The sequence below is a fragment of the Desulforegula conservatrix Mb1Pa genome (genome assembly GCF_000426225.1).
Classification (GTDB): Bacteria; Desulfobacterota; Desulfobacteria; order Desulfobacterales; family Desulforegulaceae; genus Desulforegula; species Desulforegula conservatrix.
In genome coordinates this window covers 1-25,595 of record NZ_AUEY01000018.1, presented here as the reverse complement: position 1 = coordinate 25,595, position 25,595 = coordinate 1, and the positions used below count along the sequence as shown (strand labels likewise).

General features: G+C 42.4%; 24 protein-coding genes and 1 other RNA gene. 18 read left to right on the top strand and 7 right to left on the bottom strand.

The window, feature by feature from the left end; genetic code table 11:
- Positions 1 to 91 precede the first annotated feature (91 nt).
- Positions 92 to 2,194 (bottom strand): acetate--CoA ligase family protein, encoded by a 2,103-nt coding sequence (locus tag K245_RS0108865; protein ID WP_027359003.1) that lies wholly within the window; start codon positions 2,192 to 2,194, stop codon positions 92 to 94.
- 234 nt (positions 2,195 to 2,428) lie between these two features.
- Here K245_RS0108865 and K245_RS0108860 point away from each other — a divergent pair, with 234 nt between their 5' ends.
- The 8 genes from K245_RS0108860 (at position 2,429) to K245_RS26505 (ending at position 13,094) form a co-directional block, all read left to right on the top strand.
- Positions 2,429 to 2,902, top strand: a complete 474-nt coding sequence (locus K245_RS0108860) for a MerR family transcriptional regulator (RefSeq protein ID WP_232223813.1) — start codon at positions 2,429 to 2,431, stop codon at positions 2,900 to 2,902.
- Positions 2,892 to 3,659: a glycerophosphodiester phosphodiesterase gene (locus K245_RS0108855; protein ID WP_027359001.1), complete on the top strand. Its 768-nt coding sequence runs from the start codon at positions 2,892 to 2,894 to the stop codon at positions 3,657 to 3,659. The genes K245_RS0108860 and K245_RS0108855 overlap by 11 nt, the downstream gene beginning before the upstream one ends.
- A gap of 154 nt (positions 3,660 to 3,813) precedes the next feature.
- Positions 3,814 to 6,609, top strand: a complete 2,796-nt coding sequence (gene ileS, locus K245_RS0108850) for an isoleucine--tRNA ligase (RefSeq protein ID WP_027359000.1) — start codon at positions 3,814 to 3,816, stop codon at positions 6,607 to 6,609.
- A 461-nt stretch (positions 6,610 to 7,070) separates the two neighbouring features.
- Positions 7,071 to 7,562 carry a signal peptidase II gene (gene lspA, locus K245_RS0108845; RefSeq protein ID WP_027358999.1) on the top strand — a complete coding sequence of 164 codons (492 nt, stop codon included), beginning with the start codon at positions 7,071 to 7,073 and terminating at the stop codon, positions 7,560 to 7,562.
- Positions 7,563 to 7,582: 20 nt separating this feature from the next.
- Complete coding sequence (lgt, locus tag K245_RS0108840) at positions 7,583 to 8,353, top strand: prolipoprotein diacylglyceryl transferase (RefSeq protein WP_027358998.1); 771 nt, start codon at positions 7,583 to 7,585, stop codon at positions 8,351 to 8,353.
- Complete coding sequence (locus K245_RS0108835) at positions 8,346 to 9,767, top strand: DNA polymerase III subunit delta (RefSeq protein ID WP_027358997.1); 1,422 nt, start codon at positions 8,346 to 8,348, stop codon at positions 9,765 to 9,767. Before lgt ends, K245_RS0108835 begins: the two co-directional genes overlap by 8 nt.
- A gap of 691 nt (positions 9,768 to 10,458) precedes the next feature.
- Complete coding sequence (gene pyk / locus K245_RS23705) at positions 10,459 to 11,862, top strand: pyruvate kinase (protein ID WP_051283997.1); 1,404 nt, start codon at positions 10,459 to 10,461, stop codon at positions 11,860 to 11,862.
- Positions 11,862 to 13,094 carry a class I SAM-dependent methyltransferase gene (locus K245_RS26505; protein WP_051283996.1) on the top strand — a complete coding sequence of 411 codons (1,233 nt, stop codon included), beginning with the start codon at positions 11,862 to 11,864 and terminating at the stop codon, positions 13,092 to 13,094. Before pyk ends, K245_RS26505 begins: the two co-directional genes overlap by 1 nt.
- 434 nt (positions 13,095 to 13,528) lie before the next feature.
- Here K245_RS26505 and K245_RS0108815 read toward each other — a convergent pair whose 3' ends face one another.
- The 6 genes from K245_RS0108815 to K245_RS26500 all read right to left on the bottom strand — a co-directional run bounded on the left by K245_RS0108815 (position 13,529) and on the right by K245_RS26500 (position 19,655).
- Positions 13,529 to 14,197, bottom strand: coding sequence for a hypothetical protein (locus tag K245_RS0108815; RefSeq protein ID WP_027358995.1), 669 nt, complete (start codon positions 14,195 to 14,197; stop codon positions 13,529 to 13,531).
- A gap of 369 nt (positions 14,198 to 14,566) precedes the next feature.
- On the bottom strand, positions 14,567 to 15,550 hold the full coding sequence (locus tag K245_RS0108810; RefSeq protein ID WP_027358994.1) for an inorganic phosphate transporter: 984 nt from the start codon (positions 15,548 to 15,550) through the stop codon (positions 14,567 to 14,569).
- 38 nt (positions 15,551 to 15,588) lie between these two features.
- On the bottom strand, positions 15,589 to 16,233 hold the full coding sequence (locus K245_RS0108805; RefSeq protein ID WP_027358993.1) for a DUF47 domain-containing protein: 645 nt from the start codon (positions 16,231 to 16,233) through the stop codon (positions 15,589 to 15,591).
- Between the two features lie 185 nt (positions 16,234 to 16,418).
- Entirely contained in the window at positions 16,419 to 17,729 is a 1,311-nt protein-coding gene (locus tag K245_RS0108800; protein ID WP_027358992.1) for a DUF401 family protein, read from the bottom strand.
- Positions 17,730 to 17,827: 98 nt separating this feature from the next.
- On the bottom strand, positions 17,828 to 18,337 hold the full coding sequence (locus K245_RS0108795) for a M48 family metallopeptidase (protein ID WP_027358991.1): 510 nt from the start codon (positions 18,335 to 18,337) through the stop codon (positions 17,828 to 17,830).
- Positions 18,338 to 18,944: 607 nt separating this feature from the next.
- Complete coding sequence (locus K245_RS26500) at positions 18,945 to 19,655, bottom strand: LexA family transcriptional regulator (protein WP_051283995.1); 711 nt, start codon at positions 19,653 to 19,655, stop codon at positions 18,945 to 18,947.
- A gap of 58 nt (positions 19,656 to 19,713) precedes the next feature.
- Here K245_RS26500 and K245_RS0108785 point away from each other — a divergent pair, with 58 nt between their 5' ends.
- From K245_RS0108785 to K245_RS27210, 10 genes are all read left to right on the top strand, one after another.
- Positions 19,714 to 19,959 (top strand): helix-turn-helix domain-containing protein, encoded by a 246-nt coding sequence (locus tag K245_RS0108785; RefSeq protein WP_027358990.1) that lies wholly within the window; start codon positions 19,714 to 19,716, stop codon positions 19,957 to 19,959.
- Between the two features lie 137 nt (positions 19,960 to 20,096).
- Positions 20,097 to 22,328, top strand: a complete 2,232-nt coding sequence (locus K245_RS0108780; RefSeq protein WP_198013858.1) for a Mu transposase C-terminal domain-containing protein — start codon at positions 20,097 to 20,099, stop codon at positions 22,326 to 22,328.
- A 194-nt stretch (positions 22,329 to 22,522) separates the two neighbouring features.
- Positions 22,523 to 23,263 (top strand): AAA family ATPase, encoded by a 741-nt coding sequence (locus K245_RS0108775; RefSeq protein ID WP_027358988.1) that lies wholly within the window; start codon positions 22,523 to 22,525, stop codon positions 23,261 to 23,263.
- Between the two features lie 147 nt (positions 23,264 to 23,410).
- Positions 23,411 to 23,911, top strand: a complete 501-nt coding sequence (locus tag K245_RS0108765; protein WP_027358987.1) for a hypothetical protein — start codon at positions 23,411 to 23,413, stop codon at positions 23,909 to 23,911.
- A complete protein-coding gene (locus K245_RS0108760; protein ID WP_027358986.1) occupies positions 23,904 to 24,242 on the top strand; it encodes a helix-turn-helix domain-containing protein in 339 nt (112 codons plus the stop codon). The genes K245_RS0108765 and K245_RS0108760 overlap by 8 nt, the downstream gene beginning before the upstream one ends.
- A 165-nt stretch (positions 24,243 to 24,407) precedes the next feature.
- Positions 24,408 to 24,710, top strand: coding sequence for a Mu transposase C-terminal domain-containing protein (locus K245_RS0108750; RefSeq protein WP_027358985.1), 303 nt, complete (start codon positions 24,408 to 24,410; stop codon positions 24,708 to 24,710).
- Positions 24,700 to 24,930: a hypothetical protein gene (locus K245_RS0108745; RefSeq protein WP_027358863.1), complete on the top strand. Its 231-nt coding sequence runs from the start codon at positions 24,700 to 24,702 to the stop codon at positions 24,928 to 24,930. Before K245_RS0108750 ends, K245_RS0108745 begins: the two co-directional genes overlap by 11 nt.
- A complete protein-coding gene (locus tag K245_RS0108740) occupies positions 24,914 to 25,129 on the top strand; it encodes a hypothetical protein (RefSeq protein WP_027358862.1) in 216 nt (71 codons plus the stop codon). The genes K245_RS0108745 and K245_RS0108740 overlap by 17 nt, the downstream gene beginning before the upstream one ends.
- A gap of 51 nt (positions 25,130 to 25,180) precedes the next feature.
- The gene (locus tag K245_RS0108735; protein ID WP_027358861.1) at positions 25,181 to 25,450 is read left to right on the top strand and encodes a hypothetical protein; all 270 of its coding nucleotides are present in this window, start codon (positions 25,181 to 25,183) and stop codon (positions 25,448 to 25,450) included.
- Positions 25,450 to 25,512: hammerhead ribozyme type II (locus K245_RS27210), an RNA gene on the top strand. Before K245_RS0108735 ends, K245_RS27210 begins: the two co-directional genes overlap by 1 nt.
- Positions 25,513 to 25,595 lie beyond the last annotated feature (83 nt).

Below are 25,595 nucleotides of genomic sequence, written 5' to 3'. Positions count from 1 at the left end.
TGCCGGACTTGGTCCGGCATCCAGTAATTTCAAATACTTCTGGATTCCGGCCTGCGCCGGAATGACGGTAATCGGACTTTTTGCGACCTTGTTATCTTTTAATCCCCATCCTTGCGTCTAATGCCATAACACCGCCCCTCTCCAGAATTCTCACCGGGTTCAGGTCAAGCTCCTTGATTTCAGGGAAATCGGCCATAAGATGTGATACCCTTAAAATCAGTGATGCATAGGCCTCTATATCTGCCGCCTTTTGACCCCTTGTTCCTGAAAGTATCATGTATGATTTTAGGCGTGTTATTTTGCCTTTAATTTCTTCAATTGAAGACGGGCATAGAGTGTTTTCAACATCTTTAAAAACTTCGACAAAAATTCCGCCGTATCCGAAAAACACAACCGGGCCGAAGGACGGATCGTTTACTCCGCCGACAAACATATCATGGCCGGATGATGCCATTTCCGTAATTCTGATACCATCAAGGCGGGCGTTTTTCTTATAAGCTTCGAGATTGCTTTTTATGGTTTCAAAGCCTTTTTTAGCTTCATCTGCTGATTTTATTTCAACAAGAACTCCGCCAGCCTCAGTTTTGTGAACAGCATCAGGAGATACTACCTTCATGACCACAGGAAATCCAATTTTTGCAGCTGCTTTTGCAGCTTCGTCCGGGGAGTTTGCAACCTGTGATTCAGGGCATTTGATTCCATAGAACTCAAGAAGCTCCAGACTTTCCTCGCCAAGAACGCCATCCTTATCTTTTATCCATTCGGCAGCAGCGGTCTTGTTAATACCGTCGACTTGGGTAGGGATAAAGTTCCCTTCTGCTTTTTTCGTATAAAAGGCCATCTGGCGTTTCATCGCCTTGATTGCTTCTTCAGGGCCATCAAAAACAGGGATGGAGAGCCTTCTCTTTATATTTGCGACATATGGGCCGTGGCCATAAAGCGCAAATGCAAGCGGCTTATTTGATGACCTTATCGCTCCTATTGTCGGATTTGAAATATCAGTATTAAAGAGATCCGTGAAATAGTCTTCTCCTCCAGAAGGCATTTTAGGCCACTGACTTACGCAGACTGCTCCGTCAACATTTTCATTTTCAAGAACCCTGCTGAAAATGAGGGGGTACATGTTGGATTTGTAAAAATCTCCCATGTCGAGGGGGTTGGAAAATTTAATTATGCCTGCGTTGGCGATGTCGGAAAGTTCATTATAGAAGGCTACCCCCGGATCGGCAAAACAGAATCCTTCCTTTTCGCATATATCTGCCATTGAAACTGCAATGCCACCGGCAGGACTCATTGTAAATATGCGCCTGCCTTTCATTGGAGGAAGGTCAAAAGCCTTTGCTGTTGTTATGAAATCCCTGAAGTTGTCAATTCTTATGATTCCAGCCCTTTCAAAGGCCGAATCAATGATATCCTCGTTGTTGCTGAGTGAAGCCGTATGGCTCATTGCCGCCTTGTTTCCGGCTACTGTGGTGTTGGCCTTGTAGACAATCAATGGCTTGTTTATTTTCTGGGCAGCCTCAATGAGCTTGGTCCCGTTAACAATACTTTCAAGATAAAGGCAGATTACCTTGGTTTCAGAGTCATTGCCGAGATATTCAATGAAGTCGCTTTCATCCAGATTCAGCTTGTTACCGATACTGACAAACTTGGCGAGTCCCACGTTTTCATTTTCCATGAGATTCCACAGAAATATTCCAAGTCCGCCACTCTGGGTTATTAAGGAGAGTCCTCCTTTAGGAGGCTTGAAGCTCGGTACGAAAGGAAAGCACAGGCCATTTGCGGTATTTGCCAGAGTAAAAGCATTGGGGCCGACGAATTTTATTCCGTGCTTTTTTGCATTGGCCACAAGCTGTTCGGCAAGAATCAGGCCTTCTTCGCTGCTTTCATTGAATCCGCCCGCAAGTACGGCAAGCCGCTTTATTCCTCCGTTTCCGCAGTCATCCACAGCCGGAGGGACATGTTTTGCAGGAATGAGGATCACCCCAAGATCAGGAATTTCAGGTAGCTCTGTGGCGCTTTTGTATATTTTGATCCCGCATACTTCGTTTTCGGTTGCTGATGGGTTGATTCCGAAAATTCTGCCCTTGTATCCCCATCTTATAAGGTTTTCCAGGATTATTTTGGGCGTATTCTGCTTTTTTGAAGAAAGACCTGCAATGGCTATGGATTCAGGGTAAAACAGCTTTTCCATGGTGCGTTCCTCTGAATGTTTTTTTGCTGTTGATTTCGTTTGTGATGATCTTAGTGTTTACGTTAACGTAAATAACGATTATATCAAGCAATGAACTTTGTCAATACTCTAAGTTTCATATCAATAAACCCGTATATAATAATGATTACAGAACGAAATTATTTGTTTTTATCGGACGGCTTTTTGTGTAATCTTCCGGTAATTTTGGAAATACGGTATAAATGAGCCGATTTAATGAATAGGATTATGATGAATTCTGAAGAGCCCAAAAAAGATATAATTACTCAAAAAGATATAATTACTATATCGGAACTTGCACATGAATTTGACGTAAGCACGCGTTCCATAAGATTTTACGAAGAAAAGGGCATGATCTCGCCAGGCAGGACAAATGGTAATCAGAGGTTCTATACCAAGAGGGACAGGGCAAGGCTCAGGCTTATTCTGAGGGGCAAAAGGTTCGGCTATACACTCGAGGAAATTGCTGAAATTATAGGAATGACAGATGTGGATTACAATGAGGCAGAACAGCTCAGAAAGGCGCTTAAATTCGGAGACAGGAGACTTGCGGAAATCAGGGAGCGGATAAGCGAGCTTCAGCATCTTGAACATGATCTCATGGCGCTTCATGAGCATATGGACTCGAGGCTCAAAGAACTAGAGGTAAAAAAGGATAAAAGGGCAGTGGAGGAATATTTTGAAGAATAGAAAATACGAAAGGCTTGTGATTGCACATAGAGGGGCAATGGCCGCCGCTCCTGAAAACACTGAGGCAGCTTTTGATCTTGCCCTCGAATATCCCATAGACGGTTTTGAGACAGATATTCAGATGACCTCGGATGACAAGCTTGTGATCTATCACGACAGAACCACAAAAAAACTTGAGAAGAAACCAAGGCCGATTTCTGAGATCACCCTGAAAGAACTTAGGAAACTTGATTGCGGTAAATGGTTTACAGAATCATATTCTGGTCAGAAGATCATGACACTTGATTATTTTTTTGAAAAATATTTGCCCCAGACCATGCTGATGCTTGAGCTTAAATCATATCCAGGCGATCTTGACGGCAGCAGGCGTGAAAAATTCTTAGAGCTTCTTGCTGATTCACTGAAAAATTTCATGCCTCAAAATATAGAAGAAAAAGTTTCTGTACTTTCATTTGACGGAGATCTCTTGTCTGGTTTTTATAAGATAATGCCTAAGCTTAGATATGTAATGAATATGGAAACAGATTACGGGTATTTCAAAAATCCTGAAAAGGCCCCTCATTTTATTTCTGCATTCTGTATGGACATAAATGATCTGACTCCGGGATTTGTAAATGCTGCAAAGGCTGCCGGAAGAAAGGTTTATACCTATTCCTGCAATATTCCCCAGACACTTTCAAAGGCAATTGAGCTTGACCTTGAAGGCATTATGACAGATGATCCCGCAAAATTTTTCAGTTTTTATCTTGGAAACTGAATGCAGAAGTTAGTGAGAAGCAAGCATTTCCTTGACACCAAATGAACGTCTGGTTAAATTCATTCTCTTTATAAAATAATGGACGCCATATAAATCGTTATTGCTACAAAAGAGGGGCGTCCTCATTGAAATCCCGTTTGGAGGACCATTGGTGATGGACTATAAGAATACGTTGAATCTTCCGGTTACAGATTTCCCCATGAAGGCGGATCTTGCAAGCCGTGAACCTGTACAGATAAAGGCATGGGAAGAAGGAAACCTGTACGGGAATATTCGTGAGCACTCAAAAGGCAGACAGAAATTCATCCTTCACGACGGCCCTCCGTATGCAAACGGACATATTCATATCGGAACAGCCCTTAATAAAATATTAAAGGATATAGTTGTTAAATCACGCCAGATGGCTGGTTTTGACGCTCCGTATGTTCCTGGCTGGGACTGTCACGGCCTTCCTATAGAGCTTAATGTCGACAAACAGCTCGGCAAGAAAAAACATGACATGACAACAGCCGAAATCCGCGGAAAGTGCCGTGAATACGCATCAGGATTCATAAACATCCAGAGGGACGAGTTCCGAAGACTCGGTGTTCTTGCTGACTGGCAGAATCCTTATCTTACAATGAATTATCAGTACGAGGCCGAGATTGCCCGTGAGTGCTGTGAATTTTATCTTAAAGGCAGCCTTTTCAGGGGGAAAAAGCCGATTCACTGGTGCTGCAGCTGTACTACAGCTCTTGCAGAAGCTGAAATAGAGCATGAAAATACTGTCTCGCCTTCAATATATGTTCGTTTTCCTGTAAAAGACGATTTGTCTTTCATATCTCCTGCCCTTGCTGGCAAGAAAATATTTCTGGTAATATGGACGACAACTCCATGGACAATTCCTGCCAACCTTGGTGTCAGTGTTAACCCTGATTTTGAGTACTCAGCAATAGAAAATGGAGATGAAGTTCTTGTGGTCGCAAAGGAACTTGCTGAAAAATGCATGCAGACTTTCGGTATTGAAACAATCAATACAATTGCCGAATTCACAGGAGTTCAGATAGACGGCCTCAAATGTTCACATCCTTTTTATGATCGTGACTCGATAATAATGAACGGCCTTCATGTTACTCTTGAAGCTGGAACAGGTTGTGTTCACACAGCTCCCGGACATGGTACGGACGACCATATTGTCGGACTCAGGTACGGCCTAGAGCCTTTTGCTCCTGTAGGCGATAACGGATGCTATACAAAGGAAGCTCCTGGTCTTGAGGGGCAGTTTGTTTTCAAGGCAAACGAGTCAGTAATAAACATCCTTAAAGAAAAGGGCATGCTCGTTAAAGAAGAAAAAATGAACCATTCCTATCCCCACTGCTGGAGATGCAAAAAACCAGTTATTTTCAGGGCTACGGCACAGTGGTTCATTTCAATGGACAAGACAGGCCTGAGAAAAAAAGCCCTTGATGAAATTGAAAGAGTCCAGTGGATTCCAAGTTGGGGACGTGACAGAATACACGGCATGATTGAAAATCGTCCGGACTGGTGCGTTTCAAGGCAGAGATCATGGGGAGTTCCGATCACCATGTTCCATTGCAAGGACTGTGATGAGCTGCACATGACAAAGGAAATAGCAGACCGTATTTACGAGCTTTTCAAGGAAAACGGCGTAGATGCATGGTTTGAAAAGGATGCTTCTTTCTTCCTGCCAGAAGGTACAAAATGTTCCAAATGCGGATCTTCTGATTTTGGCAAGGAAAGAGATATTCTTGACGTATGGTTTGACTCAGGCGTCAGCCATGCAGCTGTTCTCAAAACAAACCCTGCGCTCTCATGGCCTGCTGATATGTATCTTGAAGGCAGTGACCAGCATAGAGGCTGGTTCCACAGTTCTCTTCTTACTTCTGTGGGAATCAAAGGTTCAGCTCCTTATAAATCAGTTCTTACCCACGGTTTTGTTGTGGATGCCGAAGGTCGCAAGATGTCCAAGTCAGTGGGCAATGTAATTGCTCCTGAAGAAGTCATCAAAAAATTCGGGGCCGAAATATTAAGGCTCTGGGTAGCGTCTTCTGACTACAGAGATGATATCAGAATCTCTGACAATATTCTGAAACAGCTTTCAGACGCATACAGGCGCATCAGAAATACCTGCCGGTTCATTCTTGGCAATCTTTCTGATTTTGATCCTTCAAAAGACGCGGTTGCTCTTGATGAAATGACAAGCCTCGACAGATTTGCGCTTCACAGGCTTGGGGACATTCTTGATAGAATAAAGAAAGCATATGATGATTATGATCTTCACATTATCCATCATACGCTTGCTAATTACTGCGGCGTGGATCTTTCCGCATTTTACTTAGATATTCTGAAGGACAGACTCTATGTTCTGCCTGCTGGATCTGTCGAAAGAAGAAGCGCACAGACTGTCATGCACATAATCCTTGATTCAATTGTTAAGGCCATGGCTCCGATTCTCTGCTTCACGTCCGAAGAAGTATGGAAATATATGCCAAAGACAGAGGGCAGGCCAGCGAGTGTTCATCTTGCTGATATGCCTGTTTATAATGAAGCGTGGAGAAATGACGAACTTGCCGCAAAATGGGAAACTATCCTTAAGGTGAGGGGCGATGTAACAAAGGCGATAGAGCAGGCCAGAGTTACAAAGCTTGTCGGCCATTCACTCGATTCATCCGTGACAATACAGGCTGAAGGCGATGTTTATGATGTTCTTTCAGGTTTTGCGGACGATCTTGCGGGTATATTCATAGTATCTGCTGCAAGGGCGACTGATTCTGAAAATCTTGGAGAAGTATATGTTAGTCAGGATTTGCCTGGGCTTTCCATTAAAGTTGAAAAGGCAGGCGGAGAAAAATGCCCGAGATGCTGGATATACGACACTTTTGTAGGTCAGGATGTCGAACATCCCCAGCTTTGCAAAAGGTGTTCTTCTGTAATACGTCAGATTATTTAATAAGTTGATTAACAATCTATGGGTCTCTGTTTTTTGCAGAGATCCATTTGATTTTTGTGAAGATTCGGCTTGCCTCCGGCGAGGCTTTATAACCCAATCGACCAAAGTCAGACGAAGCGTATTCGCCCGGCTGTTTTGAAGTTGATAGGGCGAGTGCCTCGAGCGGGCCGCTTTTTTGTAAAAAAGCTCCGCAAAAACTTCATGGTTTTGTTATTTGGCAAAAACATTGATATTTTAAGAGTTTTAAAAATGATCGGGCCATGACTTTTAAAATATCACTGAGAATTGAGCATAACCACATAACTTTATGGTTTTTGGTATAAGTGAAAATCATAATAGTTCGTAGGTCGGACTATAGTGTCCTTTGCTCGTAATCCGACAATAAATTTAAAAAAGTATAGGTTTTATAATCCAGTCTTCCCACTAATTATTTATAAACTGCAAAGGTTTACTGCATGGTCATGGATAAAGAAAAAATAATCAGACTTCTACTGATTTCTGGAATTGTTCTGATTATTGATCAGATAACAAAGATCATCATACTGAAATATCTGTTCCTGCATCAGGAAATACCTGTAATCCCGGGTTTGTTCAATATCGTATCAGTAAGAAATCCTGGCGGTGCGTTCGGCTTTCTTGCAAACCATTCAAGCCTGGTGAGAGCCCTTGTTTTTTTTGTGGTTTCGGGTTTTGCAGTAATAGCAGTCATTTATTTTTACTGGTCAACACCAAAGGACTTGAAATGGCTTTCTTCCGCGTTTGCAATGATACTTGGCGGAGCGGCCGGTAATCTTGTGGACAGGATCAGATTCGGAGAAGTTGTCGACTTCCTGGATTTCTATCTTGAATACTTCAATTACCACTGGCCCGCGTTCAATGTGGCAGATAGTGCCATTACCATTGGTATGGCTATTTTTTTATGGCATGTTGTTTTCGGCAAAATTCCTGATTGATTCTACACAAGTGAGGTTTTATGCATCCGGTAATATTCAGTTTAGGCTCGATCACTCTTTATACATACGGCCTTTTTCTTGCGCTTGGATTTATTTCCGGCCTTTATATTTCAAGACGTGAGGCTGTTTTGATTGGTGAGAACCCTGACATTGTGAGTGATCTGGTTTTTTATCTTATTATATTCGGAGTCCTGGGCGGCAGGTCTTTTTATATTCTTACCAATCTTGACTTTTTTTTGAAAAATCCGGTCAATGTTTTCAAGATATGGGAAGGAGGCCTCGTATTTTACGGTGGTTTTATTTTCGCCATAATAACTGTCTGGGCCTATACAAAATATAAGAAGATTAGTCTTTGGAAATACGCGGACATACTTGCCCCTGGTCTTGCCATAGGCCATGCAGTGGGAAGAATAGGGTGCCTTATGGCAGGCTGCTGTTACGGCAGGGAATGTGATCTGCCCTGGGCAATCACCTTTCATGATCATGGTTCTCTTGCTCCTCTTGATATTCCGCTGCACCCCACCCAGATTTATGAAGTAATCGGCAATCTGCTTATATTCGCAGCTTTGATGCTTTTCAGAAAAAAGAAGCAGATCGATGGTCAGGTCTTCTGGGTATACGTTCTTCTTTACGGAGCAATGCGTTTTATCATCGAGATATTCAGAGGCGATGACAGGGGCGCTTTTATTTTCGGTACGGTTTCCGTTTCCCAGACCATAGGGATTATGATGATAACAGCGTCAGTATTCATGCATTTTTATTTGAGAAGAAAAAAAACGAAAAATGCCTGAAATAACCCACAGGGATCTGGACAAACATCTTAAATCAGGCGAAGACCTTCACCAAACCATTCTGATCTTTGGCGATTCGTGCCTTGCTGATTCTGCAATGGCAAAGCTCATGACCCATGTTTTCAAGGGTAAGGATCCGGGGATAAATTATGAAAAGGCAGATGGGCTTTCAGGAATAGGAAATGCCATTGAATTTTTGATGACCAGATCTTTTTTCCCTGGCCCGAAGCTTGTCTGTATTACTGACGCGAAAATTTTTGAATCAAAGGAAGATCTCCCTGGAATAATAGCAAAATCAAAACAGGCCTTTGATAAGGATGACAAAAAAAGAGCCTCTAAATTCCTTCTTAAATTCATCGTTGAATCAGGCTTGGATCTTGCCTCGATAACCTCGGCAAATTTTCACGAAAAAATAGGCCTGTCGTCTGAAGATGACTGGGCGTGGGGTATTATAAATCATATCCGTCAAAACGGAATAACGGCAGACGAAGGGCAGGGCGACTCTTCAATTATTGAAAAGACAATAGCTAAGGGACTGCCGAAAAATCATTTTCTTGTTCTAATTTGCGATTCTGTTGACAAGAGAAAGGCCGGATACAAAAAATTCAGTTCGACTGCCCTGATCGTAAATTGTCAGATTCCAAAAGGGGACAGAAAGGCTGATAAAGATGCCCAGGATGTAATTTTCAGGGAAAAGGCGGCAGAAATGCTTGGCCCGCTCAAAAAGAGCCTCGATTCCCTTGCTTTTATGGCGCTAAGAGATATGACCGGGGACGATCTCAGGGTTTTTTCCGAGAATCTAAAACTTCTTGCTGATTTTTCAGGAGAGCGCCAGAAAATAACAAAGGAAGACGTTAATAATGTCCTGGCCAGAACAAAACAGGACCCAATTTACGAGTTTACCAATTCCCTTGCTTCCAGGGATCTCGAATCGTCCATCTTTTTCATGAGATCAATTCTTGATTCAGGTGCACATCCTCTCCAGATTCTTGCCTCTATGATAAATCTTGTCCGCAGGTTGCTTGTTGTAAAAAGCTTTTGCGATGGACAAAATGGCAGAGCATGGCGCAAGGGCATGTCATACAACGATTTCCAGAATGCTGTGATGCCGTCTGTCACTTCAGTTGATTCCGATCTGACCGGAATCATTACAAACTGGCTGTCTGCTTCAATTCCAGCTAATTCCAGAAAGGCCCAGGCCGCAAAAACAGATCTTCTTATGGCAAAAGGGACAAGTCCTTATCCCCTTTATCTGCTTTTTCAGAAAGTTTCTGCTTTTACCATGGGAGAGCTTGTGTCTTTTTTCGAAGAGCTATCAAAGCTTGATTTGAAAATGAAGACCTCCGGAGGCGATAATGTGCTTCTTATTGAGGCATTGATCATAAGAATATGTGCAAATCTAAATAATAGATGATACTGGTAAATCCATTATTTCTTTTGATCGTTCATATATAAAAAACAGGCTTTTTTTTCTATAATTGTGGAAAAGGATATATAAAAAAGGCTGTGTTCCCCTTAGATATTGAAAAGCGAAATAATAAACCTTTTTGTAATTCTGGATCTTGGACAACTTTTTGTAAAATGGTCCTTAAGTCTCCTCAAAAATATTAAATTTTTAAATGGCTATGTACTATGTTTAGTATGATTGTCTGGTCTGAAAAAAGTTATTTACAAAAATATCGAAAGTATTGTTTTCCAAGCATCTGACATAATCATAAAGTTTTTTCTGACCTTTTTACAAAAAGCGACTCGCCGAAGGCGCTCAAGCTGAAATAAGACAGAACCATATATTTTTATTATTATAAGAAGCAAATGTCCTAAAGTTGTGTATGTTTTTTAATTGATGGAGATTAAAAGAATTTTTACACAAAGTTTCCAAAAAAACGTAACTCAAAAATGGTTTATTTTTTATATTCCTATATTTGATGGACTCGCAAAAAGTCGAAAAAGGGCTTAAGCGTCATGCAGTGCTTGACATGGCACCCGGTATTTTCAGGTGTTTCTGGATTCCGGCCTGCGCCGGGATGACTTAAAATCGTACTTTTTGAGAGTTTGTCATATTTGACTCGAACATAGCCAAAAAATAACATTCATATGGTGATGAAATGCCAAGAACAAAAATAATATGCACAATAGGTCCATCAAGCAGCACTCCTGAAATCATAAAAGCAATGATCCAGGAAGGCATGAATGTGGCAAGACTCAATTTTTCCCACGGAACCCACGAACAGCACGCCGAAAAAATTGTAATGATAAGAAAGGTGGCTGATGAGCTCGGAAAGCATGTCGCCATACTTCAGGATCTTTGCGGCCCAAAGATAAGGATCGGTCTTGTCAAAGAACCTGGCATAAGGCTTGACTCAGGAAGTACTCTCATTCTGACAACCGAAATCCTTGTTGGTGAGGATGGAAAAGTATCTGTATCATACAAAAATCTTCCAAGGGACGTAAAATCAGGAGACATAATTCTTCTTGCAGACGGAATGATGGAACTTGCAGTTCGTGAAATCAAGGGCGATGAGATTTTCTGCACCGTAATAACCGGTGGTGTCCTTACTTCTAACAAGGGAATAAACCTGCCTTCAGGTACAATAAGTACACCCTCGCTCACTGATAAAGACAAGGCAGATCTTGAATTCGGACTTAAGCACGACATTGATTTTGTGGCCCTTTCATTTGTAAGAAGGGCTTCAGATATACACGAAGCAAGACAGTTGATTATTGCAGCTGGTAAGGATGTGCCCATAATTGCGAAAATTGAAAAACATGAGGCCATTGAATCCATTGACGCAATTATTGATGCCTGTGACGCTGTGATGGTTGCACGGGGTGATCTCGGGGTCGAGATCCCACTTGAAAATGTACCTGTTCTTCAGAAAGAAATTGTCAAAAAAGCCAATCTTGTTGGAAAGCCTGTAATAATTGCTACCCAGATGCTCAGATCCATGGTTGATTCTCCAAGACCCACAAGGGCCGAAGCGACTGATGTCGCAAACGCAGTACTTGACGGAGCCGACGCTGTAATGCTTTCAGAGGAGACAGCAAGCGGGCAATATCCTGTCAAAGCAATTCAATATATGGCGCGTATTGCAGAAACTGCCGAAAAAACGTCAAAAAGCACGGTTGACATGAGCCTTATCCCTGAAAAAAATATTGAGGAAGCCGTGGCCTACGCGTCCTGCGTTCTGGCCGAGAATCTTGGGGTTTCTGCAATTGTGGCGCCTACGAGTAAAGGCTTTACAGCTATGCTGATTTCGAAATTCAGGCCCAAGGCAAAAATTATCGCGCTTTCACCGGATATTTCCATCGTTCGAAGACTTTCTCTTTACTGGGGCTGCTTTGCAAAGCTCACGGAACAGTCAAAAAATACTGATGACATGATTGAAGACGGCGCTAAATCAGCGCTCGAAACAGGTCTTGTATCAAAAGGGGATCTCATTGTCATAACTGCTGGACATCCTGTTTGGGTGGCTGGGACTACAAATATGGTTAAGGTGAAGAGGCTTTGATGATGGGTAGTACAAGATCCGAAAAATCATCTACAGACCAAATGAGACATGACAAAGTTGCAAATAGCATATTTCTTCAGGCCAAGTATCTGGCATTCTGTTTAAGGCATATAAATAGAATAAAAAAAGCGAAAAAAATATTTGGCGTGTCAGACCTTGTTAATGCCGTTTTTGATGATTTTGATAGTATCCTTACTCCTCTTCAGATTAAGAGCGAGATACATGAGCTACTTGAAATTTTGAAAAATTCAGGAGCAAATAATTTGCTTGAGATTGGTTCTGCTAATGGAGGAACTCTTTTTCTTTTTTCAGGATGCGTGCGCCCTAATGCCAAGCTTGTTGGGATAGATGTCCCATTCGGAAGATTTAAGACTACTTATTCGATTGCAAGAAGAGCATTATTTAAATCTTTTATTGGCAAGAAACAAAAACTAAGAATTATTGAACGGAATTCCCAAGACATATCTACTCTGACTGTTGCCGAAAGATTTATATCAGGAAGAAAATTCGATTTTATTTTTATAGATGGAGATCACTCTCTTGAAGGCGTAAAAAAGGATTTTGAACTGTATTCTCATATAGTCAAGGATGGAGGGTTGATTTGTTTTCATGATATAGTACACCATCCTCCCGGAACAGTGTCCCACGCTGCAGAAGTAGATGTTTTTTGGAATTCCATCAAATCCGGGTATGATCATCTTGAAATCATTGAAAGTGATTCCCAGATATGGGGCGGCATCGGAGTTATAATAAAAGGCGGAATTCCTTCCAGGACCTGTAAAAAGAAATCTTTTGGGTATGGATCATCAAATATTGATATGGAAGTTGAAGGTTTTTCATCGCCTGAAGCAGAATCATCTTTTTCGTGGACTGATAGTGATAATGCCATAATCAGAACAAAAATTGATAAATATGAAACTGACCCAGGCTATGTTCTTGAGTTGAATGCCATGCCATTTTTTCTTTCTGAACCAAATTTTGCAGATGTCCATGTTAACGGTATTAAAGTCAAAAGATTGATTTTTGAAAGTTCTGATAAAAGGATATTCCGTATCTATTTCAGCAGTTCGATGGTAAAACCTGATGGCAAGATAGAGATTGAACTCATTTTCAGCAAAAGGATTACTCCATTTGAGGCTGGGATATCATCTGACAAAAGAAAGCTCGGACTCGCATTATTTGATCTTGAAATAAAATCAACGGGGATTGCGGCGCTGGAAAAGTCTTTTTGAAAAAATGTTTAGATAGCATTACCGGAACGTAATGCATTTAATACCAATTCCAAATCAAAGCGCTATCTATGTTGGCATCGTCGTCAGCTCCTCAACGTACAAACCACGTACGTTTGCGTCGCCTCCTCCTTGCCGCCTTGATTTCATCTTTGATTTGAAAATGGTATAACAAGCTCTTACATCCCGTATGGTTATTTTTGAATCCCATATCATGATTTTTTTTGCGGAGCTTTTTTCAAAAAAAAGCAACCGCCGGAGTTATTCGGATCAATGTCGGATTACGAGCAAAGGACGCTCTAATCCGACCTACGAATCGGCCTTTTTTTACTGTAATTTAACCATATAAGGCCCATAATGTTCGATTTAAATTAGAATGAGACGTAAATTAAACTCCCTATGAGAAAATTGTGCCCGGTTGATCAACGACAATTATTTCACCCTGTACATTCATCATCAAGGTTTACGAGGTGATCCTTAAGAACCATCGCCGCAACAATGAAGATATAAACGCTTACCATAATGCTGGCGGCTCCTGCCACGGAAGAAAAAACATCTGCCATTAAACTTTTTTGACCTTCCATCATTCTTTGAACCATAGAAAGTATTATGCTCTGCATACCTTTAATTATTATAAGAGGAAGGCTGTATGAGAAATTTCCGATAAGGCATTTTATTCCGAGAAGGATGCTTGAAATGCTTGTTTTCTGAAGAAAAACAAGGGGAAATACATAAAGAGTTGCAATGTCGATCACAAACGATCCTGCTTCTTCAATAAAAGATGATTCACCTGTCAGCCCGAGCAGAAGGGCAGGGGTGCTTAGTATCAGACTTGCAATAAGATAGTTCGCCCAATGGGTCTTAACGAGAATAATGCAGGATGATTTTCTGCAGTTTGATATGATCTCCGCAATTTTCCCGTAAACATAAGGATAAGGGAAGAAAATCAGAATTATGGACATCAGGAAAAAGAGCCCCTGATTTGATGCAATATATGGATTATGTATGAATAATGCATAAAAAATTGCCGGAAGAATACACGTGAATATGTTTTTGCGGATCAGTGTGATGGCTCTCGAGGTATATATCATAAAGTCATTTTTCATGATTCTTCCCTCCTTGGTATTTGTTTGAATTGTGATCCAGAATTTTCTTTAAATCTACATTATCCCTTTTAAAAACTAAAGATTAAAATTGGGTTAATATCAGTATCTTGAGGCTCCTTTTTATGAATTTACTCTCTGCAAGGATGATAAGGGGGGAAACCGAATATATACAAACTTGATGGTTTCTCAAAAAGTCAGAAAAAGGCATCAGCGTAATGCCGGATGTTATTAGGCCTGTTTGTATTTCCAGGTAGTTATGGATCTATACCTGCGCCGGAATGACGGCAATCGGACTTTTTGAGATCTTGTCAAAATTAAAAAGGCAGCCTGGGGCCGCCTTTTTTAACAGAAATAACAGAAACGTTTTATTTATAAGGGCAGAATATGATAGATAACCCCGGCGATAAGCATGCATGTAGGAATGGTAAGAATCCATGCCATTACAATATTTCCGACAAGTCCCCATTTTACGGCGTGTATTCCCTTGGTGCTTCCGACGCCCATTATTGATGTCGATATTACATGTGTGGTGCTTATTGGTATCCCGAAATGGGAAGCGCCAAGAATAACAGCGGCGGCAGATGTTTCAGCTGCAAAGCCGTGAACAGGTTTGAGCTTGATCATTTTGCTGCCCATTGTCCTGATGATCTTCCATCCTCCGGCCATTGTTCCTAAGCCCATGGTTATTGCGCAGAGAAAAATAACCCATTTGGGAACCTCAAATGAATCAAGGGAATGAAAGCTCACAAGAGCAAGCGTTATGATCCCCATGGTTTTCTGGGCATCGTTTGTCCCATGACTGAGAGCCATTACGCCCGAAGATAGCAGCTGAAGCTTTTTGAAGTATTTATTGACCTTGTCCGGGTTGCTTTTAGAAAACACCCACAAAATTACCACCATGAAAAAAAAGCCTATTACAAGTCCTATCAGCGGAGATGTTACCATTGGAATGAGCACTTTCTCGGCTACTCCGTGGATTTTTACAACGCCTAAACCTGATTTTGCAATTGAAGCTCCCATAAGTCCGCCGATCAGGGCATGGGAAGAGCTTGAAGGGATTGCATAATACCATGTGATAAGATTCCATATGATGGCGGAAAAAAGAGCGCAGAGTATTACACCCTGGGTTACACTGGATGTTTCAACAATTCCCTTGCCCACTGTGCTAGCTACATGGGTTCCAAGGAGGGCGCCGCCCATGTTTAGCACGCCGGCGTATATGATTGCAGCCCTTGCAGTAAGAACCTTTGTTGATACAACCGTGGCTATTGCATTGGCTGAATCGTGAAAGCCGTTAATATATTCAAAAATAACTGCTGTTATAACTACAACAATCAGAAGAGCATATGTCATTTTCTAAGTTCCCCGCTACCTGTCTGTCCTGATTTAGCCTAATCATGCTTGAGAACGATATTAACTATCTCGTCTGAAATGGCAGAACAGATATCAAGAGCATTTTCAATATTCTTGTAAATATCCCTCATTTTGAGAACATGAAGAGCGTCATGGGCGCCTGAATAAAGCTCCTGGGTTGCCTGGTAAAGAATTTCATCTCCGTGGTTTTCGATCTCCTTCATTCTATGATGACATTCGGTCACTTCCTTGAGCGAGGGGCCTTTTTTCAGAAGAGTAATTACGTTTTTAAGCTCTTCTGTGGCCTTTAACAAGGTTTCAGACTGCTTTTTCATGAATCCGTTGTAATGATCGATATTGTAGATTTTGAGATTGATGCATGATTTTACAATGCTTTTCGATATTCTTGAAAGCAGTGATGAAATGAGCTGGATATCTTCTCTGTCTATGGGGGTTATGAATGAAGCATTAAGAAGGGCAAGATTCTCTTTAGAAATATTGGAACTCATCCTTTTAAGAGTTTTTGCCTGAATAAGATGGTCTTCCTGGTATGCTTCATCAGAATTTATGATTTGATGATATAGTTTTGCTGTCTCCGCACAGATTCCTGCCCCATCTTCAAAAAGGCTGTAAAATTTTTTTTCCGGCGGAGGAAGGATCCTTTCGAGAATGCCTAACTTCATATTATCATTAGCTCCTTATTAGATTTCTATTATTATTAACAAGGCGGTTATATCGCTTTATTCCCAAATGTCAAAAGGAAATCATGTCAACTTTTCAGGGCTGAACCGAGCTGTCCCGCCGTGCCCTCATGGGCGCGTCTTTTTTTGAAAGAGGCGGTTTTATTATTGATCAAATGATGAATTACTCAGGGCTTGTTTATTAGCATGATTAAATGAAAATACAGAAATGTGAAAACAATGATTAAAATGCAGAGAGGAACAAGTCTTTTGTAAAAAGTCAAAGAATCAGCACCGAAAAATGAGTTAGAGAGGATAAGACACAGGTGAAGAGGCGAGAGCATTACTCCCATGAATCCGCTTGCTATTGCAAGGATGGTAACGGGTTCTATTAATGCGGTATTTCCTGAAACCGAACAAAGAGAAATAATCACAGGAAGGCTTATGCCTATGAATGCTACGCTTATTCCTGTCACAATTCCTGTTAGAAATGGCAGGAAAAAGGCTGAAAGATAAATCGGGATTCCAGCACCTGTAATTTCACTTCCAATCTGGCCGGCGGCCCCTGTATCCTCAAGAATTTTTTTGAAGACCATTATTGACACCACCATTAAGATCATGTCTGCCAATCTTTTGTCCAGTATGGCTGCCTTCACGGTCATCATATCAAGCCTGTTTGTAATGATAACAAAAAGTATCCCTGAAATGAGGGATGCCATGAGTATTAAATCCCTAATCATATGTGCTTCCGGAAAAATTCTTGCAAATATAGGTGAAATTGTGAGCACTGGTATAATAACCAAAAGTATTGGTGAGATTTCTTTGATGCCGCGCTGAAAAATCGGGCTCATATCATCCCGTGAATTTTTATTTGTCTTTATTTTGTAATCAAGGGATATCCGGCCGGAAGGCAAATACACGATCCCTATCAATATTGCTAAGATCGTAAATGGGGACATGTATAATGCTAACACGTCAAATCCCATTCCGCTTATTGAAGAAGCAAGGATTACTCCAGGATAAAGTGGCCACAGATATTCCCACACATGTCTGTACCAGTAATTTATGAGACTCATTCTTGATGGGCCGATTTTATGGCTATCCGCAAGGGTTTTTACCATTGGCGCTGAAAACACGGCTCCTCCTGGAACTGGGAGGAGTCCTATTATTGCCGGAAATGCGGCGAGTCCTATTTTCCGGCCTCTTTCATTGTCCTTGAATATCTCTGCCATCCTTGATGTTGACCCTGATTTTTCAAGAAGATCTCCGAAAATAATTATCAGGGAGACAATTACCCCAAGGGAAAGAGTCTTTGATGCAATAAGCGATGATAAAAAAGACAGGATATAGTTTTTGAATGGCATGGTAAAAAAAAGTGAAAGCAAAACACTTCCGCCAAAAAAAACAGATGAAATGGAATATTTTTTTCTTATGGTGAGAAACATGACCACAAATACAATTATGACCCTTAAAATTGCCGAATAATCGGGGGTATTCATATAGCCTCGAACCTGAATTCCGTTATCAAGACAATAAAAGAATCCGTATATATGATTTTTTTTCAAAGATCATTGGAATTATTGACCTGCTAAGTCTTTCAACGATCATAAGCGCCATTTAAGTCAAGGTGAGTAAGGTAAAGCCTTAAATCGAATTCCAGCTGGTGGTAGGAAGGTTCCATGTGCTCGCATAAGCTATAGAATGACTTGTCGTGGTCTTTTTCTTTTAAATGAGCAAGCTCATGAACCACAATCATTTTTAGAAATTCTATGGGAGCTTTTTTAAAAATAGAGGCTATTCTGATTTCGTTCTTGGATTTAAGCTTTTTCCCCTGGATTCTGGACACATGGGTATGCAATCCGAGGGAATGGTTGATTACACTTATTTTGTCATCGTATACAACTTTGCTTATAGGGCGTGTCTTTTTAAGATATTCATTTTTTATTCCAATGGTGTAATCATAAAGCGCTTTATCAGAGGCGATGTCATGCTGTATTATGGGGTATTTTTTTTGTATAACCTCGCCAAGCTGTCCGCTTTCAATCAGGGACCTAACCTTATCTGTGATTTGGGCAGAGTAATTTGACAGATATTTCAACTCATACATTTTTGTTTCCGTTCTAAAAAACAGTGGTTAAAACTTGACGGACATCGGTCTAATTACCTGAAAGTTTTTTGCGGAGCTTTTTCAAAAAGCGACCCGCCGGAGGCAATCATTATCACAACTATGTCGTTAAATGTCCTTATGACTCCTGTCTGTCTTTGGTTTTTAAGGAGTAGATTGCCTCCCCTGAGGCCTCTTTTTTATTAAAAATATTAGCTGTCTTAACGGGAACTGAGCCAGCAATTATGCTTTTAAAGCATAAGCGAAACAGAGCCACAAATTAAGAATACAGATATATTATATGATCTGATTTTTAAAGAGATTATAAGCGTTATTTAAGAATTTTGGTTTTGCGTGGATTTGAAAGAAAGGCCGGGGAAAGAAAGTCATTCCCCGGTCATTATTGTGAAGCAGCGAGAGCTTTGGCACCAATAGGGTGTGGGTGAAAATATGTGGGAAGTGCCGGGATTTGCTGGGTTTTGGTGGGATTTTGGCCCGGAATATTTTTTGGCACTACTTTTTTAATTTTCGATAAAAATGCGTGTGGTTTGGCACTAATTGATACAGGGATTAATGACGCTTTAAAGGCTCGTTAATCCCTTTTGATTTTTTAAAAGCCGCCGTTGCCGTTTGCAGGTTTAACAAGCTCGCGGGCATACCACACAACCTGACCTATTATAATGATGTCGCTCAGATCTGCCTCGTATGTCGGGTACTCTGCCACATTGTCGCTTATTATTCTTATCTTATCCTTTAGCCCCATTTCAAGCCTTTTGACGGCAGCAAGCCCGCCAAGGTTTATGCTGTAGATTCCATTGAGGCTCAGGGTTTTTCTGTTCGTATCTATCATTACAATGTCACCATCCCGAAGAGTCGGGTTCATGCTATCCCCTTTTACAAGGCACAGAGCCAGAGACCCTGGAGATGATGAAATTTTTCTGACCCATTCTTTGCGGAAAGCATAGCGTGATGTAACTCGCTCTGATTCCACCAGGGTTCCATGTCCTGCAGCCAGCTCTACATTATATAAAGGAACGAAGCTGAACTCATCAGTTATTTGACCTTCGGATCTTGCGGAATCTTTAAGCGGTTCAGATATAAACATTTCCCCCTGGCCAGTTCTGAGCCATTCGTAGTTTATTCCCTTACATTTTGTAAGGAAAACATCTACATCGCCTATATTGTTGCGGGCTTTCCATGCATTAAGAGTCCCTTCTTTAACCCCTAAGAACTCTGATAACTCCCTGTAAGTCCTTAATTTATAGTATTTTTTTATAGCGTCGAATATCAATTCTACTTTATGTAGATTTTTATCTTGCATTTTGTAGTTTCCATAGTTATAAATAATCAAACATGTAGGATTAATCAAAAGGTAACTAATGAGCAAAGAAAAGGCAATTAAAATAAAGGTTTCGTTGCTTCAGATGGGGATCAGCCAAGCGCAGATTGCCAGGGATTTAGAGTTAGACAGGAGCACTGTCAACCAAGTTATTAATGGCACGCGCCGCTCACAGCGTGTTGAAAACTATCTCAATGAAATTTTGTCTAAGGCTCAAAGTGTCAAAAACGATGTCCGAAATTATGAAGGCAATATCGGACAGGATAACGGACAAGAAAATGAATAACGGACAAAGAGCTTAAATCTATTAAATACAGGGATATAAGTCACATGGACGGCTGGATAGGGATTAAAGAGATATCGGACATTTTAACAGCCAAAGAAGACACTATATTAAAACGTCTTCAGAGGGGGAGCTTTACCATGAAAAGGCAGGTTCCTGTCACTGGTAAAGGCGCTCGAAACGGCCTTGTCTGGCAAATCCACATCGACGACCCTGCAATCCCATCAGAAGCCCGTGACAACTGGAAGAAAGCCCACGCAACCAAGGTTTTCAACAGTTCAGTCCTATCTGCAAACGCAGATAGGACTGAAGAAACGGCCCTGATCCATAGCCTGAATCTTCCTGATAACGATCTGACCAGGTCGGCGGTTAAATCTGCGGTGAAGCGTCAGAAATTTGACGCTAAAAACAAGGAAGAAAGACGCAAGAAAAAGGAACTCGACCTTGCCAGATTCAACCAGCTTCCTGAAAAAAAGCAGAAATCAGCCCTGGCAAAATATGAAATCCTGAAGTCATGCGAACGCTGGCTCAAGGCTGCCGGATATAAACCAGGCAGTCCAAGCGGCGTGGATCTTTTTGCGATTGAATACAACAGCCGGACTCTTGAAATCAGCCAGCCCGTACTTGACGAGATCAAGAAAACAAGCAGGCGCAGCATCTTCAGATGGCGCACCTTATATAATGAAGGAGGTCTCCTTGCCCTGGCAGATGATTACAAAAGCAACGAAGGAAAGACCAATCTCACCAAGGAACAGCAGGCACTGGTGATTTCCATGAAGATCAAGTTCCCGGGATACTCGCTCAAGCGTGTAACCAAGGCTCTGGCCGCCAGAAACATGCCAGCAAACGTGGATTCTGTACGCAGATTCATAAAACGCTGGCTGAAAATGAACGCAAGCCTTCATCTTTTTCTTACAAGTCCTGATGAATGGAAAAGCCGCCATATGTTCGCTTTCGGCGACGCTTCCGAGACGGTTTCCCGGCTCAATCAGCTTTGGGAAATGGACTCAACGCCTGCGGATATCATGCTCACTGATGGCCGTTATACGGTTATCGGCTGCATTGATGTCTATTCACGAAGATTCAGGCTGCTGGTTTCTCCAACTTCAAAGGCGGTCTCTGTGGCAGCTCTTATACGCAGGGCAATCATTGAATGGGGAGTAGCCGAAACCATCAAGACCGACAACGGCGCGGATTATGTTTCCGCACATGTTGAACGAGTTCTTGAAGGGCTTGAAATAGAGCACTTCCTTTGTGATCCTTTTTCACCTGAACAGAAACCTCACATTGAAAGAGCTTTAAAAACTTTTTCCCACGGAATCGTGGAACTTCTGCCCGGCTATATAGGCCATTCGGTCACTGACAGAAAGGCAATTGAAGCAAGACGATCCTTTTCCGCACGGCTGATGAAAAAAGATGAAGAAGTTGAGATAAAACTCACGTCCCTTGAGTTCCAGAAAATCTGCGACAGATGGGTGGACGCCATTTATATGCACGATTCCCATGCTGGCCTTGGCGGTAAAACACCTGCTGAAATGGTCAGGGAATGGGCGCCTCCGATACGGGTGGTCGAGAATGAGAGGGCGCTGGATATTCTTCTGCATCCTGCTCCTGTTGATGGCGGCTACAGGACTGTGGCCAAAAAAGGCGTCAGAGTGGACACCAGAAATTATATCTCGCCCGATTTTGCGGGCTGGGAAGCGAAGCGTGTCATGGTTCGGATGGATGAAACGGATCTCGGTCACGTCTTTGTTTACAGCGGAGAAGGCGAGTTTATCTGTGTGGCCGAATGCCCTGAATGGAGAGGTATTTCAGCGGCTGAACTGGCAAACCATGCCAAGGCAAGACAGGCCGCCATCATGAGGGAGCAGAAAAAGGAACTTAAAGAGCTTACCAGAAAGGCCAAGGTCGAGACAGTCCCGGAAGATATCCTGACTTACCGTGAAGACAAGATAGCGACCATTATGGAGTTCCCGAAACAGACCGTCCCACATATTACCCCGGCACTTGAAGAAGCTGCTAAAGCGGCTCTGGAAAGGGATTCCCTGAAAGAAAAGAAAGCGCCTGTTCATATCGAGCTGCCGCCTGAAGTTCTGGAATTCGAGAAGAGACAGGAAGCAAAGGTTGCGAGTCTGGCTGAAGCAAGAAAGATGAAGGATATCAGCAGCCCTCTCGATGTTTATTACCTGATCCTGGACAAGATAAAGGCCGGAATCATCACGCATTATGAAATGCAGTGGAAAGAGGCTTACGAGCATTGGTCGAATACAGGAAAGAAAGTCGGCCTGTTCAAAGAGGATCAATACTGCCTCCATGATCCTGATGATGGTGTGAAAGCAAAAGAGGCGGATGGGACGCATGGGGCGGTGTAGGTAAATCCCCAAGCCTACTTTAAGAGGGGAATAATGAAGGAATAACCGGGATTTAAGCCCGTTTTTTTAAGCTCAAGAAAAAGAGAAAGAAACAGATAAACAAAAATAAAGGCAATAAAAAAGCCGGGGTGAAGACCCGGCTCAAAATCTCGCCCTGTAAACAGGGTTTAAATTTTCTAAAGAGGACATATCACATGAAACACAAGATGGTACAGACAAAAGATTTGAGAAGATTCATGCAAAGCATTGACGAGTTGTTAAACAGACCGCAGGGAACCGAAGGAATGGGGCTGCTCTGGGGGCCTCCGGGAACCGGTAAAACCACGTCAATCGCGTTCGTGGCTAATATGTATGACGGTGTTTATGTTCGCGCCCTGGGTTGCTGGACTGTAACCTCCATGCTCGGAACCCTGTGTGAGGAACTGAAGGGAAAGCGAAAGCTCCGCAGGTCTGACATGGTGAACTACATAGTTCATGAACTTACCAAGGATAATACCAAACCCAGGCCAATATTTGTCGATGAGGCAGATTATTGCTTCAGGCAGTTCGATATGATCGATTCACTCCGCGATATCTATGACATGAGCGGATGTCCTGTGATCCTGATCGGCATGGAAAATATTGCCAGAGATATCAGGGAACACGACCGTATTGCCCGCCGCATAACCCAGTGGGTTGAATATTCAGGCCTGGATCTGAACGATACCACGAAAGTGGCCACAGAACTGAGCGATATAGAGATCGCTCCAGCCCTTGTTCAATACATACACAAGCAGACCAACGGAAATATAGGCCGTGTGGTCATAGCTCTGTCAAAGATAGAAAAATACGCTGAAGCTAACGGTATGAACAGCGTAAATGCCGATCAATGGGGCGATAAACCACTTTATTTTGACCAACCGAGCTTCGGGAAGAGGAAGAAGCAGGTACTTTAAAAAAAGAGGGAGGGATGGATGGATGACGCTCAAGGGGCGATTCCCGGCCTTCTTAAAGGATGGCCAAACGAGAATCACGGTCGGCCCTGGCAAAAGGGCCAGGGCAGGGCCTTTAAACAATAGGAATACGAAAGGGCACATAGTTTTATGGGAGAGAACAGTGGACGACCAAGAGGGGTAAAAAACACGTATCCTTACCGCAGAAAGGCAAAGAGGGATTCTATCTTTGAAAGGGCATGGAGAAGCATGAGGATAATACGGATAGATTTTTCTAACCCTGTCCTTTTGATGACTTCATCTATCGAACCTACTGGTAACAGCGATGAAGATATTCTTCGAAAATGGCTTACTATACTTGTTGTTCATGGATACATCAGAAAAACGGGTAACACATCAAAACGCCGACAAGTAGGGGAATATCAGACATATACCCTTATAAAAGACCAGGTCGAGCGGCCTATTTATTGCGAAACATGCGGCCAGTCAATTTTTTCAAAGGTGTGCGACCCTACTCTCTTAAAGAAAGAAACAAAGAAAAAGAGAAAGAAAGAAACAGAGAAAGAAAAACAGGAAATCTGCGGATGCGAGGACGTATCCCAAGCCCCTGGGGACAAAGCAGATGAAAAAGTCGAGGTAAATCATGAATGAAGAGCAACGGTTGAAGCTGCTTGGGACAAAATGCAGGGAGTTCGGCCAGGGAGCGGTGGCAAGGATGCTTGGGTACTCACCCACTGCGGTGAGTCAGGTTTTAAACAATAAATACAAAGGAGCTTTAGACGGATTTTTGACAAGGGTTGAAGAAGTATTTGGCCAGACAATGGTGGATTGTCCGGTTCTGGGAGAAATTACACTTGGAAAATGCGCTGAAAATAGGAAGCTCCCCTTCGCGAGCACGAACCCGTTAAGAGTTCGGCTCTTCCGTGAGTGCCAGATTTGTACAATAGGATCAGGACAGGCCCACGGCGGGGACTCCAAATAACACAGCCCTGATGTGTTTGCACCACATCAGGGCCAAAAATACAAAGGATTGGAAAGAATATGCCAAAGAAAATGAATGAAATCAATAGAAAAAATAAAGTGCAAGTTAAATTTGCTGCAAAAATTGAAAAAAAAGGGCCGTTCCAGTCTCGGACAAGGATGCCATATGAATAAAAACAATCATGAAAAGAAATCCCCTGCCCCCTTTAAACGGTGGGGAACAACGGCGGGGTCAAAGGTTCGGATAAGGATCATCAAGCGCAGGGTCTGGAAAGGCGTGATCCGGGTGGATGAGAATGATTACGCGGATCAGAGGCTCAGGGAATACGAAGGCTGTCAGGTAGATGTGGGTTTTGATCCGAAGAAGCCGGAATTTGTGTGGATTCGTCTGGATGATGGTCGGGGTCTGATGGCTTCAAGGGTGGTGAAACGCAATCTTGATATTAAGGGAGGTAATTATGCCGCGTGAAGAGCTTCTCGCAATGCTGAAAGATATAGATGGGATCGGGAACTATGTAAACGAGCAGATGGCGAACCTTCCGGCGGAAGCACGGAAGAAAAGCGAGGCTGCGGTGATGGTTCAGGGTGTGAAGTATGGTTTGGTCAGGTTGATCGAGGCGCATGACAAGTCTTTGGAATCATTAAAAAGCCGGATTGAGGAAAGGAGAAATTATGAAGAAGTTCATTAAAAAAATATACGCAAGACTGTCCAGGCAGAAAAAGATAAACGCGATCCATGCGGATCTGAACGCGGTTGTGCTGGATTTGCAGGTTTTAACCCGGTCGGATGATGAGAATTTTAAAAAGGCAGTGGTGGCAAGGGCAATGAACGGCATCAGGAACACCAAACTTAGGATGCTGGATCTGGGGCTGGAATATCAGGGGTAAATGTAGGGTGCTCAGGCCGGAAGGCCTGCGCACCAAATCAAGGAGGCACATATGTGTGATTGCAAACAAAAGATGGAAGAACAGCTTATCGATAACTTCAAGAAAAAGGCCCCTAAAGCCAATGATCATGCCGTGGTGCTTAAAGGCTACACATTTACAATGCATAGAGAGAGCAACTCTCTCAATGAACATCCTTTTATGCCCATTGAGGCCAGCGCTCAGTTTACCCTCAAGAATGGGAAAACAAAGATGAAAATATTCAAGGAAAAGATGCTTGTCTACTTCTGCCCTTTCTGCGGGGAAAAACTGACCAGCAAATAAAGCGAAACCGCCTTCGGGCGGTCATTTCAGGGTGGCTCCTGGAATCTGATGAGCAGCCAAAACATTGAGGAGGGCAATATATGAACATGGAAGACTACAGAAAAGACCACAAGGACAGGCTTGTGCCAATAAGCCTGATTGATGA